Below are 15219 nucleotides of genomic sequence, written 5' to 3'. Positions count from 1 at the left end.
TAAGGGAAAGTGGTTGCGGGGGCCGGATTTGAACCGACGACCTTCGGGTTATGAGCCCGACGAGCTACCAGGCTGCTCCACCCCGCGCCTGAAACGTGGCAAATTTTACTCGTTTTGGGTAAAAAATGCAAATACTGCTGGGATTTGGTACCGAGACGGGACGTAAAATCTGCGCACAGTATATTGATTCACTATGCGTTATGTCAACCTTGTTACGACTATGCAAATCAATGAATGCTGCCCAGCGCTAGCCCAGCAAGATAAATATGCCGCCCACGCCGTTATTTAACGAAATTATCACTAAACTCTTCCTGTCATCCAGAAAAGATGATTAAATGAAAACTCATTTATTTTGCATAAAAATGCAATTAGTATAATAAGCCGACCTCTTCACCAGTCTATCAAGCAGGGTTTTATTTTATGACGACGATTCTCAAGCATCTCCCGGTAGGTCAACGTATTGGTATCGCTTTTTCCGGCGGCCTGGACACCAGCGCAGCACTGCTGTGGATGCGACAAAAAGGGGCTGTCCCATATGCATATACTGCGAATTTGGGTCAGCCGGATGAGGATGACTATGACGCCATTCCTCGCCGTGCAATGGAATATGGTGCTGAGAATGCTCGCCTGGTAGATTGCCGTAAGCAGCTGGTTGCCGAAGGGATCGCTGCCATTCAGTGCGGTGCATTCCACAACACCACTGGCGGACTGACCTATTTCAATACCACCCCGCTGGGCCGTGCCGTGACCGGCACCATGCTGGTTGCCGCAATGAAAGAAGATGGTGTAAACATCTGGGGCGACGGTAGCACCTATAAAGGTAACGATATTGAACGTTTCTATCGTTACGGTCTGCTGACCAACGCCGAACTGCAGATTTACAAACCATGGCTGGATACCGATTTTATCGATGAACTCGGCGGTCGCCATGAGATGTCCGAATTTATGATTGCCTGTGGTTTCGACTACAAAATGTCCGTTGAGAAAGCCTACTCCACTGACTCCAACATGCTCGGTGCGACCCACGAAGCTAAAGACCTTGAGTTCCTGAACTCCAGCGTCAAAATCGTCAACCCGATTATGGGCGTGAAGTTCTGGGATGAGAGCGTGAAGATCCCGGCAGAAGAAGTGACCGTGCGCTTTGAACAGGGTCATCCGGTTGCTCTGAACGGTAAAACCTTCAGCGACGACGTTGAGATGATGCTGGAAGCCAACCGTATCGGCGGGCGTCACGGTCTGGGTATGAGTGACCAGATTGAAAACCGCATCATTGAAGCGAAGAGCCGTGGCATCTACGAAGCCCCGGGGATGGCATTGCTGCATATCGCCTACGAGCGTCTGCTGACCGGTATTCACAACGAGGATACCATCGAGCAGTATCACGCGCACGGTCGCCAGCTTGGTCGTCTGCTGTATCAGGGCCGCTGGTTCGACTCTCAGGCGCTGATGCTGCGTGACGGTCTGCAGCGTTGGGTTGCCAGCCAGATTACCGGTGAAGTCACGCTGGAACTGCGTCGTGGTAATGACTACTCAATCCTCAACACCGTGTCTGACAATCTGACGTACAAACCAGAACGTCTGACGATGGAAAAAGGCGACTCCGTATTCTCTCCGGACGATCGTATCGGTCAGTTGACCATGCGTAATCTGGATATCACCGATACCCGCGAGAAGCTGTTTGGTTATGCACAATCTGGCTTGCTGACCGCCTCTTCCGCAACCGGCCTGCCGCAGGTTGAGAATCTGGAAAATAAGGCGAAGTAAAGATTCACTATCTTAAGGCCGCGCAAGCGGCCTTTTTTATGCGCGGAATATAGGATGTCTGTAGGTCGGATAAGGCGTTTACGCCGCCATCCGACATTATTACAACGCCTGATGATGCTACGCTTATCCGACCTACAGACAGCCATAAATAACAGACGAAAAAAAAGACGCTTTGCAGCGTCTTTTTTTTGGAATTTGGTACCGAGGATGGGACTCGAACCCACAAGCCCGTTAGGGCACTACCACCTCAAGGTAGCGTGTCTACCAATTCCACCACCTCGGTACAGAATACTTAGCGTGGGATATCGCTGGTCGGCTGAGCCGGAGCAGCTGGCTGAGTTTGCTCGGTTTTCGCCGGTGCGCTCAGATTTTCCCACTCACTTCCTTTATTGGTCTTATTGCTGTTCATGTTACCCAGCACCAGACTGATGATGAAGAACAAGGTTCCCAATACAGCTGTCATACGGGTCATGAAGTTACCAGAACCACTTGAACCAAACAGAGTACCAGAAGCGCCTGCGCCAAAAGAGGCTCCCATATCAGCGCCTTTGCCTTGCTGCAGCATGATCAAGCCTACCAGGCCAATTGCCACAATAAGGAAAACTACTAAAAGAGCTTCGTGCATAATCAACCTGTTCCTTGCGGAGTTGCCGCGTACAATGCTTCGACCATTAAAGCGGGAATATTTACTGTTTCCCACTGAAGCGGGTGTGAATACTAACCAAAGCGAATAACCTTCGCAAGGGCAATTTGTTAGCATTGTATCAACTGCGGAAAAAATCGCCATATCAATCAAAAACGCAGCAACTTCTCCCAGCATCTCTGCATAACAGCACGTTGATCTTCAAGATTCGCCCATACCACAACGGGGATTTCACAAATCAGGTCTGTATTTTCTGGCCAGCAGTGAATAATTTGCTGATTCACCAACTCTTCCGCCACCATCGATTCAGGTAACCAGGCCATTCCCATATGGCGCAGTACCATTTCTCGTATCGTTTCGCTTAAACCACTCTCAAATACTTTTTTTAGCCGTGGGCGGACGCGTTGTTCTGCCGACTCAATAATACGTCTGACAAAGGTGTAGTCGCTGTAGCATAGCCACGGAATCGGAGCATGCGGATCATTAAGCCCATCAGCCAACTGGGCTGAAATAACCGGTATAAATCGCTCATACCGCCATAGGGAACGTTTTAACCCTCCAGCGATCTCCAGCCCCGGCTGGGCAGACGGTAAATCGTAGGTCACCAGCAAATCAATTTGCCGGTTCATCAGGGCATTGAAGTGGTTGTCTATCCCCTGGATACTGGCGTTTACCGTAAAGTTTAACTGCGGCTCACTCTGTCGCAGGTAGTTGATCATATCCGGCAGGATATTCACCGACAGCGTATGCAGGCTGACCATCACCAGCGTGTTATCCGTTGCTGGCGTCATCGCCGACAGCTCATGACGTGCCTCTGTTAACGTGCTGAGGACATGCCGGGCATAAGGCTCAAAGCGTTCACCATAGCGCGTCAGCGTGACAGGGGTCGTTGTCCGGTCAAACAAAGGCACGCCCAGCACCTCTTCCAGCGCCTTTATACGCCGACTCAACGCAGGTTGAGTAATATGCCGCTGCGCCGCGGCCTGAGAGTAGTTTCCATGCTGGCTCAAGGCCAGAAAATCTTCCAGCCACTTACAATCCACGTTGTGCTCTCCGCCATGCCATAACCGCATCCTCCAATAACAAATCGGTAATAGTCATAGTTATAGTAATGGCTTTATGGTGGGCATCATAACAACAATATTTCGTTTCACCTGCCGACTCTCACCCTCGACGTTTGACAGGACCGCTATGTTTACTTTATTGACCAATGCCCGTGTTTTTTCTCCTGAGAATTTAGGCCTCTGCTCCCTGCTCATTCATGCCGACCGAATTGTGGCGGTAGAAAAAGATATTTCATTGTTTGATGGCATCAACGAGGTCATCGATTGTCGGGGTAAATGGGTTATCCCTGGTATCATCGATCAGCATGTTCATCTTACCGGTGGCGGTGGTGAAGCCGGATTTGCCAGTCGGACGCCCGCCGTCAAGCTGCGCGATCTGATTCAGGCAGGTATTACCACGGTGGTTGGCGTGTTAGGCACCGATGCCATTTCTCGTTCACCCAAAGACCTCTACGCTAAAATGCAGTCTCTCAACCTTGAGGGATTACGCGCGTTTATGCACACGGGAGCCTACGCCGTTCCCAGCCCAACTATTACGCGATCCATCCGCGATGATATGGCCTTCATTCCGGCAATTCTTGGTGTAAAAATCGCCCTCGCCGATCACCGTGGCTCTTACCCCTCTTTCCAGGAGTTGCTGAGGATAGTGAGCGATATTCGCGTCGCTTCCCTGCTGGCAGGGAAAAAAGGCTTGCTGCATGTGCACCTGGGGAATCTGCCGGAAGGGATGTCGCAACTTATTGAGCTGTGTGATGCGGGTATTCCGATTCACCATATTTCACCGACGCATGTTGCGAGAACTGAGCCCTTGTTCGAACAGGCAATTGCTTTTGCCCATCGCGGCGGCCATATCGATGTTACGTCAGGTGGCAGTCGTTTTATGCCTCAGGAGCAAGCGATTCTCCACGCACTCGAAGCACAGGTTCCGGCGGAGCGCATCACGATCAGTTCTGACGGCAATGGCAGCGTTCCACGCTTTAACGCTCAGGGTATCGTTGAAGGTTTAAGCGCAGCACCGGTCGCAGGCAATCTTAACCTGCTTCCTCGCCTGATTGATGTCGGGATTCCGGTGCCACAGGCCATCGCGATGCTGACGGCAAACGTTGCGCGCTCGCTGGGTATTTCCGGGGGCGTGCTCTGCGCCGGAGAACGTGCTGATATCTGTGTACTCAATGATGACCTCTCGCTGGCCCATCTGTTTGCCGCGGGTAAACCGTTGCTGCGGGATGGCGAGTGCCTGGTTACCGGCAACTTCGAGTAAGGGGGCAAGAATGTCGTTACTACTGGCGCTAATCGCCATCATTTTTGCCGGACGTCTAATCCTCAAAAAATATCACCCCCAGTCGGTACTGTTATTGACCGGGATTGTGCTGTTGCTTATCGCGCATTTTAGCGGAATGACCTCACTCAGTGGCCTGGTGAAAAAGAGCACTGGATTTGGCCCCTTTGACGCCTTTGAGTTTATTCGCGATACCCTGAGCGTGCGTCTCGGCGGCCTCGGTCTGCAAATTATGCTGATTGGTGGTTTTGCCACCTATATGTCGGCCATTGGCGCAAGCCAGGTACTGGTTCGGGTGACATCTCGTCCTTTGCAACGCCTGAACTCGCCTTATCTGCTGCTGGGGCTGGCACTGCTACTGGGTCAATTCCTGTCGCTGTTTATCAGCAGCGCCACCGGATTGGGTCTGCTGTTGATGGCGACGCTTTACCCATTGCTTACCCGTCTTGGCTGTAGCCGCGCCGCGGTTGCCGCCGTTATCGCCAGTACCTGTGCGGTTGAGTTTGGCCCCGGTTCCGGCAACTCTGTTCTCGCCGCCAAAACTGCAGGCATCGAGGTCGTGAACTATTTCGTGCAGGATCAGTTGCCGATCGTTGTACCCGTCATTCTTTTCATCGCCCTACTGCATATTGTTGTGCAACGCTTTTTTGACCGTCGGGAAAGTGGCGACAATGCAACTCAGCAAATGCAGACATTAACGGCGACTGATGAAGCCGACGCACCTATCGCCTGGCTGTTTCTGCCCATGCTGCCGCTGGTATTGATGCTGGTGTGCAGCGATTTAGTATTCAGCTCACTCAAGATCACCCTGGATACCGCCGTACTGATAAGCCTCGCTATTACGCTGGTTTGTGAGTACTGCCGTCATCGCAAGGCGCGCGAGGTGATGGCTGGCGTACAAAAGGTTTTCGACAGCATGGGCAGCGTTTTTGCCACCGTCGTGACACTGATTATCGCCGGTGAAGTCTTTTCCGCCGGACTGAAAGCCATTGGTGCCGTTGACGCACTGTTGTCGCTTTCCGGTGAATTTGGCCTCAGCGCCGCCTCTATTATCCTGCTGATGACCCTGATCACCTTCGCAATTTCAGCGCTGATGGGCTCCGGGAATGCGGCATTTTTCTCCTTCGCACCCATGGTGCCGGACATCAGCCGTCATATCGGCAGCGATATCGCTGTCATGATGTTGCCTATCCAGATCTCTGCGGGTATTGGTCGTACGTTATCGCCCATCGCCGGCGTAATCATTGCTATCGCAGGGATTGCAGGTGTCTCGCCTGTGGATATTGTTAAGCGTACCGCGATTCCGATGCTGGGCGGTTGGCTACTGATGATTGCGCTAACCTTTGCCCGGTCCGGGCATCTGCTGGCGGTTCTGCCGTGGCTGGCAGCCCTTGTGCTACTGATGGTCGGTGGTTACTTCTGGCAGCGCCGACGTAAACAGCCGCTTGCCGTACAGTAAAAAAAAAGCCGGAGTCTCAGACTCCGGCTTTCACTTTCTTCGGAATTACGCCGCTTTCACAGCATCGGCAATACGGTGGGCGAATTCAGTCACCTGCGCTTCGTCTTCACCTTCAACCATCACACGAATTAACGGTTCGGTACCAGACTTACGCAGCAGGACGCGTCCACGGTTACCCAGCGCCGCTTCCACTTCCGCCATCACCGCTTTCACGTTTTCATGTTCCAGCGGATCGCCGCTACCTGCTGTATATCGTACGTTAACCAGCAGCTGTGGGAACATTTTCATGCCGCTGCACAGGTCGTGCAAGCTCATATGGTTGCGCACCATCGCCGCCAGCACCTGCAGGCCCGCCACGATGCCGTCACCAGTGGTGGTTTTGTCCAGCAGGATCACATGACCAGAGTTTTCGGCACCGATACGCCAGCCTTTTTCCTGCATTTTTTCCAGCACATAACGGTCGCCAACTTTTGCACGGGCAAACGGAATACCCAGCTGTTTCAGCGCCAGCTCGAGGCCCATGTTGCTCATCAGCGTACCTACCGCGCCACCGCGCAGCTGACCCTGACGCAGGGCTTCACGGGCGATGATGTACATGATCTGATCGCCATCGACCTTATTACCTTCGTGGTCAACCATAATGACGCGGTCGCCATCGCCATCCAGCGCAATACCCAGATCGGCTTTTTCCGCAATCACGCGCGCCTGCAGGGCACGGACGTCGGTGGCACCGACTTCTTCATTGATATTCACACCGTTTGGCTCACAGCCAATGGCAATCACGTTTGCACCCAGTTCACGCAGTACATTTGGCGCAATGTGGTACGTCGCACCGTTAGCGCAATCCACCACAATTTTAAGCTCATTCAGGCTCAATTCGTTCGGGAAGGTGCCTTTGCAAAACTCGATATAGCGACCGGCAGCATCAACGATACGTGTGGCTTTACCCAGTTCAGCGGAATCCACGCAGGTGATCGCTTTTTCCATCTCGGCTTCAATGGCTTCTTCCACTGCATCCGGCAGTTTAGTCCCGTCGGTAGAGAAGAATTTAATCCCGTTGTCATAGTACGGATTGTGCGAAGCGGAGATAACAATCCCGGCCTCAGCACGGAAGGCGCGCGTCAGATACGCAACGGCGGGTGTTGGCATTGGCCCTGTGAATGAGGCTGAGAGTCCGGCGGCAGCCAGACCGGCTTCCAGCGCAGACTCCAGCATATAGCCGGAAATACGCGTATCTTTACCGATAATAATTTTACGTGAACCATGACGAGCAAGCACTTTCCCTGCAGCCCAGCCCAGCTTGAGCACAAAGTCAGGAGTAATTGGGGCATCGCCTACGCGGCCGCGGATCCCATCAGTGCCAAAATATTTACGATTACTCATAGCGTTTTTTTTCCTTTGCAGACAATGTGGCTTCCACCACACGCATCGCTTCTACGGTTTCTTTGACGTCATGGACACGAACGATCTGCGCCCCCTGCATTGCGGCAATCACCGCGCACGCAAGGCTACCGCTCAGGCGTTCAGATGGCCCCACATTCAGTAACTGGCCAACCATTGATTTTCGTGACATCCCAACCAGCAATGGCAGATTAAAATGATGAAACTCAGACAAACGTGCCAGTAATGTGTAGTTGTGAGTGAGATTTTTACCGAATCCGAATCCGGGGTCGAGCAACAATTTATCTTTTGTGATTCCAGCCCGCTCGCAACGTGCTATTTGCTCAACAAAGTAACGGTTTACCTCAGCAAAAACATCCTCATACTTTGGCGCTTCCTGCATGGTTTTCGGCTGCCCCTGCATATGCATCAGGCAAACCGGCAATCCGGTCTCCGCTGCGGCTTCCAGCGCTCCAGGCTCCGAGAGCGAGCGAATATCATTGATGATATGCGCGCCAACTCTGGCGCATTCGCGAATCACTTCGGGTTTTGAGGTATCGACCGAAATCCACACTTCAAAACGCTGAGCAATCGCCTCGACCACTGGGATCACTCGCTGCAACTCTTCTTCCACACTCACATCAGCCGCGCCCGGACGCGTGGACTCACCGCCCACATCAATGATAGTCGCCCCGGCGTTAATCATCAGGTTTGCGTGTTTTACCGCCTCAACCAGAGAGTTGTGCGCTCCGCCATCGGAAAATGAGTCTGGCGTGACGTTCAAAATCCCCATGACGTGCGGATGGCTGAGATCCAGTGAAGAACCCTGAGCAAAGAGTTTCATAGTTTTATCCCTGGTAAAATCTTGAATATGCAGATAAGAAAAACCCCGGAGCAAGCCCCAGGGTTTTCAATTAAAACACGGTCATCATCAACGATAACTTATTTGTCGCCCAGTTGCTCTGACATAGTGCCAGAGTCCGGCGCACGCGGTTCATCAACCGGACGCGGTGCACTCGGCTTGCCGGTGCTGCCAGAGTTGTTATTAGAAGAACCCGGTTCTTCCCAACCCGCTGGCGGACGCACATCGCGGCGAGCCATCAGATCGTCAATCTGCGGCGCATCGATGGTCTCATATTTCATGAGCGCATCTTTCATCGAGTGCAGAATGTCCATGTTTTCGTTAAGCAAACGACGTGCACGGTCATAGTTACGCTCAATCAGCAGTTTAACTTCCTGATCGATAATGCGAGCGGTTTCATCGGACATGTGTTTCGCTTTCGCCACAGAACGTCCCAGGAACACTTCGCCTTCTTCTTCAGCGTACAGCAACGGACCGAGTTTATCGGAGAAGCCCCACTGAGTAACCATGTTACGCGCCAGGTTAGTCGCGACTTTAATGTCGTTCGACGCACCGGTAGAAACATGTTCAGCACCGTAGATGATCTCTTCCGCCAGACGGCCACCGTACAGTGTGGAGATCTGACTTTCCAGTTTCTGACGGCTGGCGCTGATTGCGTCGCCTTCAGGCAGGAAGAAGGTCACACCCAGCGCACGACCGCGCGGGATAATCGTTACTTTGTGCACCGGATCGTGTTCCGGTACCAGGCGACCGATAATCGCGTGGCCAGCTTCGTGATATGCGGTAGATTCTTTCTGCGCTTCCGTCATCACCATGGAGCGACGTTCTGCACCCATCATGATTTTGTCTTTCGCTTTTTCGAACTCAACCATCGACACTACGCGCTTGTTGCCACGAGCAGCAAACAGCGCCGCTTCGTTCACCAGGTTCGCGAGGTCCGCACCGGAGAAGCCAGGCGTGCCACGTGCAATGATTGCCGCATCGATATCCGGAGACAGCGGTACGCGACGCATATGCACTTTCAGGATCTGTTCACGACCGCGAACGTCTGGCAGACCAACCACAACCTGACGGTCGAAACGGCCTGGACGCAGCAGCGCAGGGTCAAGAACGTCCGGACGGTTAGTTGCTGCGATAACGATAATACCTTCGTTACCTTCGAAGCCGTCCATCTCAACCAGCATCTGGTTCAGCGTCTGTTCACGTTCATCGTGACCACCGCCCAGACCTGCGCCACGCTGGCGACCTACGGCGTCGATTTCATCGATGAAGATGATGCACGGTGCCGCTTTCTTGGCTTGTTCGAACATGTCACGCACACGAGATGCACCGACACCCACGAACATTTCCACGAAATCAGAACCGGAAATTGTGAAGAATGGAACCTTCGCTTCACCTGCGATAGCTTTCGCCAGCAGGGTTTTACCCGTACCCGGAGGACCAACCATCAGGACGCCTTTCGGGATTTTACCGCCCAGTTTCTGGAAACGGCTCGGTTCGCGCAGATACTCAACCAGCTCAGCGACTTCTTCTTTTGCTTCGTCACAACCCGCAACGTCAGCAAAAGTCGTTTTGATCTGATCTTCCGTCAGCATGCGCGCTTTGCTCTTGCCGAACGACATGGCACCTTTGCCACCACCGCCCTGCATCTGACGCATGAAGAAGATCCAGACACCAATCAGCAGCAGCATTGGGAACCAGGAAATGAAGATAGAAGCCAGCAGGCTCGGCTCTTCAGGTGGTTCGCCAACAACCTTGACGTTTTTGGTCAGCAGGTTATCAAGCAGCTTCGGATCGTTAACCGGGATGTAGGTCGTGTAACGGTTACTATCTTTCTTGGTAACGTTAATCTCACGTCCGTTGATCTTCGCTTCACGAACCTGGTCCTGATTGACCTCTTGCAGGAAGGTAGAGTAATCAACCTTACGGCCATTAGACTCGCTGGGCCCAAAGCTCTGGAATACTGACATCAGCACAACGGCAATGACCAGCCAGAGAATTAGGTTTTTCGCCATGTCACTCAAGGGATTAACCTCATATTACAACTGTGTTAAAAACAGCGTCAGGATACTCTATATCCAGTTTCTTTCAAACTTTCGTTTGAAATCTGCCGGTTATGGTTTACGCCCGGTCGCTACAATATACACTTCACGCGAACGGGCGCGAGAAGAGTCCGGCTTACGAACTTTGACCTTCGTAAACAGGGAGCGAATCTCTCTTAGATACTCATCGAAGCCTTCGCCCTGGAACACCTTCACTACAAAACTACCACCTGGCGCTAATACATCACGAGCCATTCCAAGCGCCAGCTCTACCAGATACATGGCCCGGGGAATATCCACCGCCGGTGTTCCACACATATTTGGCGCCATATCAGACATGACAACTTGTACTTTACTGTCACCTACGCGTTCAAGTAACGCTTTCAGGACTAATTCATCACGAAAGTCGCCCTGAAGGAAGTCCACACCAACGATTGGATCCATAGGTAAAAGATCGCAAGCGATAATGCGGCCGGTGTTGCCGATCTGCGTAACTGCATATTGCGACCAGCCACCGGGTGCAGCACCGAGATCAACTATCGTCATCCCCGGTTTAAAAATTTTGTCACTTTGCTGTATTTCATCAAGTTTAAACCAGGCACGGGAACGTAACCCCTTTTTCTGTGCCTGTTGAACATATTTATCGCTAAAGTGTTCCTGAAGCCAGCGACTCGAGCTGGCAGAACGCTTTTTACCTGTCATTTCACATTCCCAAAGGGCAGTTCATCGTAACCAATGGTGTAAATTTCTACACAGCTATTTGGTGATATATGGGAGATGGCGGTAGAATGACCCGTTTTCAATCCCAACGTAAGCAAAAATATACGATGAATCTGAGTACTAAACAAAAACAGCACCTGAAAGGTCTGGCACATCCGCTCAAGCCTGTAGTTATGCTTGGCAACAATGGTTTGACCGAAGGGGTACTGGCCGAGATTGAACAAGCGTTAGAGCACCATGAACTTATCAAGGTGAAAATCGCCTCGGAAGATCGCGATACTAAAACCTTGATCGTGGAAGCTATCGTACGCGAAACCGGCGCCTGCAATGTACAGGTCATCGGCAAAACGCTGGTACTGTATCGCCCGACTAAAGAACGTAAAATCTCGCTGCCACGCTAAGAATATCCCAAAGTTGCACACGAAGTTTGTGTAAAACGCGGGGTTTTCCGCTAGCAGGAGAGCAAAATGCCACGCTCTCTTCGTTGATAAAAGGCCGCTATGCGGCCTTTTTCCTTTCTTTACAATGTATCAACATCTTAACCAAGATGCGAATTACAGGTATTCTACCTTCGTCACTTCATATTCCACTTCGCCGCCCGGCGTTTTGATAACCACGACGTCATCCTGCTCTTTACCGATAAGGCCACGAGCGATAGGCGAGTTCACTGAAATCAGGTTCTGTTTAAAATCGGCTTCATCATCGCCGACAATACGCCATGTCTGCTCTTCATCGTTATCGAGATTCAAAACGGTAACCGTCGCACCGAAAACAACGCGGCCATTGTTCGGCATTTTAGTAACGTCGATTACCTGCGCGTTGGACAGTTTAGCTTCGATATCTTTAATGCGTCCTTCGCAGAAACCCTGCTGTTCGCGCGCCGCGTGATACTCCGCGTTCTCTTTCAGGTCACCGTGCTCACGCGCTTCAGCGATAGCGGCAATAATTTCAGGACGGCGCACAGATTTCAGAAAATCCAGCTCTTCGCGCAGTTTTTCAGCACCACGTAAGGTCATCGGGATAGCTTGCATTTGTTATACCTCTTGAACATTCCTGTAGGGGGTAGTTGCTCTCACCCCGGCTGCTAAGCCCACCCTGGCGTGTGTCATGCCAGAGTCAGAAGCAAAAAAATACCGACCCGGGGCTCAAGGTCCCAGGTCAGCTACAATTCTCTATTTGATGATCATTTTACCCTGGAGTTCCTTATGGGTCATCGTTTACTTTTTGGGGCGTTGCGCCGTAGTATGACGGCCTGTTTCCAGGTTGTTAGCGCGAGATTATGCGATTTTCCAGATTTACCATCGGATTGACTGCCAGTATAGCGTTCAGCGTTCAGGCTGCGAACGTCGACGAGTATATCAATCAGCTCCCTGCCGGGGCCAACCTCGCCCTTATGGTACAGAAGGTTGGCGCACCTGCACCCGCTATTGATTTTCATAGCCAGCAGATGGCGCTGCCCGCCAGCACCCAGAAAGTAATCACCGCGCTGGCGGCATTGATTCAGCTCGGGCCTGACTTTCGTTTTACCACCACGCTTGAGACCAAAGGCAGCGTGGAAGGCGGCGTATTGAAAGGTGACTTAGTGGCACGATTTGGTGCCGATCCGACGCTAAAACGCCAGGATATTCGCAATATGGTGGCAACCCTGAAAAAATCAGGTGTGACGCAAATTGCCGGAAATGTCCTGATCGACACCTCTATTTTTGCCAGTCATGATAAAGCGCCCGGTTGGCCCTGGAACGATATGACGCAGTGTTTTAGCGCACCGCCCGCAGCGGCTATTGTCGATAGAAACTGTTTCTCGGTTTCACTCTACAGCGCGCAAAAACCCAACGATCTCGCCTTTATTCGCGTGGCATCTTATTACCCGGTCACCATGTTCAGTCAGGTGCGTACCCTCGCCCGAGGTTCTGCGGAAGCGCAATATTGTGAACTGGATGTGGTTCCCGGCGATCTCAACCGCTATACGCTGACCGGATGCCTGCCACAACGAGCCGATCCGCTGCCGCTGGCGTTCGCCATTCAGGACGGTGCCAGCTATGCCGGGGCAATTATCAAAGATGAGCTAAAACAAGCAGGTATCACCTACAGCGGTACGCTGCTGCGCCAGACGTTGGTCAACGAACCGGGAACGGTGGTCGCCAGTAAACAGTCTGCGCCGCTACATGACCTGCTTAAGATTATGCTGAAAAAATCGGACAACATGATTGCCGATACCGTTTTCCGTATGATTGGTCATGCCCGGTTTAACGTGCCGGGCACCTGGCGGGCGGGTTCTGATGCCGTGCGCCAGATTTTACGTCAGCAGGCAGGCGTTGATATCGGCAACACCATTATTGCCGACGGTTCTGGCCTCTCCCGCCATAACCTGATTGCCCCAGCGACCATGATGCAGGTGCTGCAATATATCGCTCAACACGATAACGAGCTGAACTTTATCACTATGCTGCCGCTGGCGGGCCACGACGGCTCCTTGCAATACCGTGCGGGTCTGCATCAGGCTGGTGTGGATGGCAAAGTATCGGCGAAGACTGGCTCGCTGCAGGGGGTTTATAACCTCGCAGGTTTCATCACCACGGCAAGTGGCCAACGCATGGCATTCGTGCAGTATTTATCTGGTTATGCGGTAGAGCCAGCTGACCAGCGTAATCGCCGTATTCCGTTGGTGCGCTTCGAGAGCCGGTTGTACAAGGATATTTATCAGAACAACTAAATGGGTAATTTGATTGTCGGATGGCGGCATTAACGTGCCTTATCCGGCCTACAGAGAGGCCTGGAAACAAAAACCCCGGCAACATGGCCGGGGTTTTTAATGCGATTAACGCTTGTAGATGAACTCAACGCCTTCTTCGTCGTCTTCGTCCCAATCGTCATCCCAGTCATCTTCCGCTTCGTCTTCGACTTCAGCGAGCTGCTGGCGGTGATAATCATCCCACATGAACTCAACTTTCTCTGGCTGTTTCGCTTCTTCAGCCTGAACAATCGGGTTCTCAATGATAAAGGTCATCACATCCCAGCAGAGATCTTTCACGCCCAGCTGGCTGGCGGCAGAGATCAGGTAATATTTACCTTCCCAACCCAACGCTTCGGCGATCGCTTTCGCTTTCTCTTCCGCTTCAGCCTTGTCCATCAAATCAATTTTGTTGAACACTAACCAGCGTGGTTTAGATGCCAAATCCTGACTGTATTTTTCCAGTTCGCCAATAATGATACGGGCGTTTTCAACTGGATCAGAGCCATCAATCGGATCGATATCGATGAGGTGAAGCAGTACACGGCAACGTTCCAGGTGTTTCAGGAAGCGGATACCCAGGCCTGCGCCTTCAGCCGCGCCTTCAATCAGTCCCGGAATGTCGGCAACCACGAAGCTCTTTTCGTTGTCCATACGAACCACGCCCAGGCTCGGCACCAGGGTGGTAAACGGATAATCAGCGACTTTCGGCTTCGCCGCGGACACCGCACGGATAAACGTCGATTTCCCGGCGTTTGGCATGCCCAGCATACCCACGTCCGCCAGCAGCATCAGCTCCAGCATCAGATCGCGCTTATCACCCGGCGTACCCATTGTTTTCTGACGCGGAGTACGGTTAACCGAGGATTTGAAACGGGTGTTGCCCAGACCGTGCCAGCCACCTTTAGCGACCATCAGACGCTGACCGTGTTTGGTCATATCGCCCATGGTTTCGCCCGTGCCCTGATCGATAACACGCGTACCAACAGGTACTTTAATCGTAACGTCTTTGCCACGCTTACCGGTGCAATCACGGCTCGCGCCATTCTGACCACGTTCCGCACGGAATGATTTTTCAAAACGGTAATCGATCAGCGTGTTCAGGTTTTCGTCGGCTTCCAGCCAAACGTCACCACCGTCACCACCATCACCACCGTCCGGACCGCCTTTTGGGATGTACTTTTCGCGGCGGAAGCTGACGCAACCATTACCGCCATCACCTGCAACGACCAGAATCGATGCTTCATCAACAAACTTCATTTTACTCTCCGTAAA

General features: G+C 52.2%; 13 protein-coding genes and 2 tRNA genes. 5 read left to right on the top strand and 10 right to left on the bottom strand.

Annotated elements, in window-relative coordinates; all coding sequences use genetic code 11:
- Positions 1–10: 10 nt before the first annotated feature.
- Positions 11–87: transfer RNA gene (locus tag OGY71_RS04760), tRNA-Met, on the bottom strand.
- Positions 88–420: 333 nt separating this feature from the next.
- Here OGY71_RS04760 and argG point away from each other — a divergent pair.
- A complete protein-coding gene (gene argG, locus OGY71_RS04755; RefSeq protein WP_005131837.1) occupies positions 421–1764 on the top strand; it encodes an argininosuccinate synthase in 1344 nt (447 codons plus the stop codon).
- 196 nt (positions 1765–1960) lie between these two features.
- Here the strand turns inward: argG and OGY71_RS04750 are convergent.
- From OGY71_RS04750 to OGY71_RS04740, 3 genes are all read right to left on the bottom strand, one after another.
- Positions 1961–2047 (bottom strand) — tRNA-Leu (locus OGY71_RS04750).
- A 9-nt stretch (positions 2048–2056) separates the two neighbouring features.
- A complete protein-coding gene (secG, locus tag OGY71_RS04745; protein WP_003025000.1) occupies positions 2057–2389 on the bottom strand; it encodes a preprotein translocase subunit SecG in 333 nt (110 codons plus the stop codon).
- A 167-nt stretch (positions 2390–2556) separates the two neighbouring features.
- The gene (locus OGY71_RS04740; protein WP_286612922.1) at positions 2557–3450 is read right to left on the bottom strand and encodes a LysR family transcriptional regulator; all 894 of its coding nucleotides are present in this window, start codon (positions 3448–3450) and stop codon (positions 2557–2559) included.
- A gap of 148 nt (positions 3451–3598) precedes the next feature.
- On the opposite strand from OGY71_RS04740, the gene iadA reads away from it, so the two are divergent.
- Together iadA and dcuC are read left to right on the top strand one after the other, a co-directional pair.
- A complete protein-coding gene (iadA, locus tag OGY71_RS04735; protein ID WP_193134755.1) occupies positions 3599–4732 on the top strand; it encodes a beta-aspartyl-peptidase in 1134 nt (377 codons plus the stop codon).
- Between the two features lie 10 nt (positions 4733–4742).
- Complete coding sequence (gene dcuC, locus OGY71_RS04730; protein ID WP_149335563.1) at positions 4743–6209, top strand: C4-dicarboxylate transporter DcuC; 1467 nt, start codon at positions 4743–4745, stop codon at positions 6207–6209.
- Positions 6210–6254: 45 nt separating this feature from the next.
- Here the strand turns inward: dcuC and glmM are convergent, their stop codons facing one another.
- The 4 genes from glmM to rlmE all read right to left on the bottom strand — a co-directional run bounded on the left by glmM (position 6255) and on the right by rlmE (position 11195).
- The gene (gene glmM / locus OGY71_RS04725) at positions 6255–7592 is read right to left on the bottom strand and encodes a phosphoglucosamine mutase (RefSeq protein ID WP_008785919.1); all 1338 of its coding nucleotides are present in this window, start codon (positions 7590–7592) and stop codon (positions 6255–6257) included.
- Positions 7585–8433: a dihydropteroate synthase gene (gene folP, locus OGY71_RS04720; RefSeq protein WP_048225717.1), complete on the bottom strand. Its 849-nt coding sequence runs from the start codon at positions 8431–8433 to the stop codon at positions 7585–7587. The genes glmM and folP overlap by 8 nt, the downstream gene beginning before the upstream one ends.
- A gap of 98 nt (positions 8434–8531) precedes the next feature.
- A complete protein-coding gene (gene ftsH, locus OGY71_RS04715; RefSeq protein ID WP_003025013.1) occupies positions 8532–10466 on the bottom strand; it encodes an ATP-dependent zinc metalloprotease FtsH in 1935 nt (644 codons plus the stop codon).
- A gap of 99 nt (positions 10467–10565) precedes the next feature.
- Complete coding sequence (rlmE, locus tag OGY71_RS04710) at positions 10566–11195, bottom strand: 23S rRNA (uridine(2552)-2'-O)-methyltransferase RlmE (RefSeq protein WP_003025015.1); 630 nt, start codon at positions 11193–11195, stop codon at positions 10566–10568.
- 125 nt (positions 11196–11320) lie between these two features.
- Between rlmE and yhbY the strand changes: the two genes are divergently transcribed.
- Entirely contained in the window at positions 11321–11614 is a 294-nt protein-coding gene (yhbY, locus tag OGY71_RS04705) for a ribosome assembly RNA-binding protein YhbY (RefSeq protein WP_003025016.1), read from the top strand.
- A gap of 153 nt (positions 11615–11767) precedes the next feature.
- On the opposite strand, the gene greA is transcribed toward yhbY, so the two are convergent.
- Entirely contained in the window at positions 11768–12244 is a 477-nt protein-coding gene (gene greA / locus OGY71_RS04700) for a transcription elongation factor GreA (protein ID WP_003025019.1), read from the bottom strand.
- Between the two features lie 248 nt (positions 12245–12492).
- Between greA and dacB the strand changes: the two genes are divergently transcribed.
- Entirely contained in the window at positions 12493–13926 is a 1434-nt protein-coding gene (gene dacB, locus OGY71_RS04695; protein WP_032945109.1) for a serine-type D-Ala-D-Ala carboxypeptidase, read from the top strand.
- Positions 13927–14031: 105 nt separating this feature from the next.
- Here dacB and cgtA read toward each other — a convergent pair whose 3' ends face one another.
- Positions 14032–15204, bottom strand: coding sequence for an Obg family GTPase CgtA (cgtA, locus tag OGY71_RS04690; protein ID WP_003828732.1), 1173 nt, complete (start codon positions 15202–15204; stop codon positions 14032–14034).
- Between the last annotated feature and the right edge of the window lie 15 nt (positions 15205–15219).

The sequence above is a fragment of the Citrobacter sp. Cpo109 genome, from assembly GCF_030332565.1.
Lineage (GTDB): Bacteria > Pseudomonadota > Gammaproteobacteria > Enterobacterales > Enterobacteriaceae > Citrobacter > Citrobacter portucalensis.
This window is presented reverse-complemented; position numbering and strand designations above follow the sequence as displayed.

What these genes read in the sequence shown, in the direction of transcription:
- yhbY (WP_003025016.1), top strand. Translation starts at nt 11,321, where the DNA reads ATGAATCTGAGTACTAAACAAAAACAGCACCTGAAAGGTCTGGCACAT.
- secG (WP_003025000.1), bottom strand. Translation starts at nt 2,389, where the DNA reads ATGCACGAAGCTCTTTTAGTAGTTTTCCTTATTGTGGCAATTGGCCTG.
- greA (WP_003025019.1), bottom strand. Translation starts at nt 12,244, where the DNA reads ATGCAAGCTATCCCGATGACCTTACGTGGTGCTGAAAAACTGCGCGAA.
- argG (WP_005131837.1), top strand. Translation starts at nt 421, where the DNA reads ATGACGACGATTCTCAAGCATCTCCCGGTAGGTCAACGTATTGGTATC.
- dcuC (WP_149335563.1), top strand. Translation starts at nt 4,743, where the DNA reads ATGTCGTTACTACTGGCGCTAATCGCCATCATTTTTGCCGGACGTCTA.
- folP (WP_048225717.1), bottom strand. Translation starts at nt 8,433, where the DNA reads ATGAAACTCTTTGCTCAGGGTTCTTCACTGGATCTCAGCCATCCGCAC.
- ftsH (WP_003025013.1), bottom strand. Translation starts at nt 10,466, where the DNA reads ATGGCGAAAAACCTAATTCTCTGGCTGGTCATTGCCGTTGTGCTGATG.
- cgtA (WP_003828732.1), bottom strand. Translation starts at nt 15,204, where the DNA reads ATGAAGTTTGTTGATGAAGCATCGATTCTGGTCGTTGCAGGTGATGGC.
- glmM (WP_008785919.1), bottom strand. Translation starts at nt 7,592, where the DNA reads ATGAGTAATCGTAAATATTTTGGCACTGATGGGATCCGCGGCCGCGTA.
- dacB (WP_032945109.1), top strand. Translation starts at nt 12,493, where the DNA reads ATGCGATTTTCCAGATTTACCATCGGATTGACTGCCAGTATAGCGTTC.
- iadA (WP_193134755.1), top strand. Translation starts at nt 3,599, where the DNA reads ATGTTTACTTTATTGACCAATGCCCGTGTTTTTTCTCCTGAGAATTTA.
- rlmE (WP_003025015.1), bottom strand. Translation starts at nt 11,195, where the DNA reads ATGACAGGTAAAAAGCGTTCTGCCAGCTCGAGTCGCTGGCTTCAGGAA.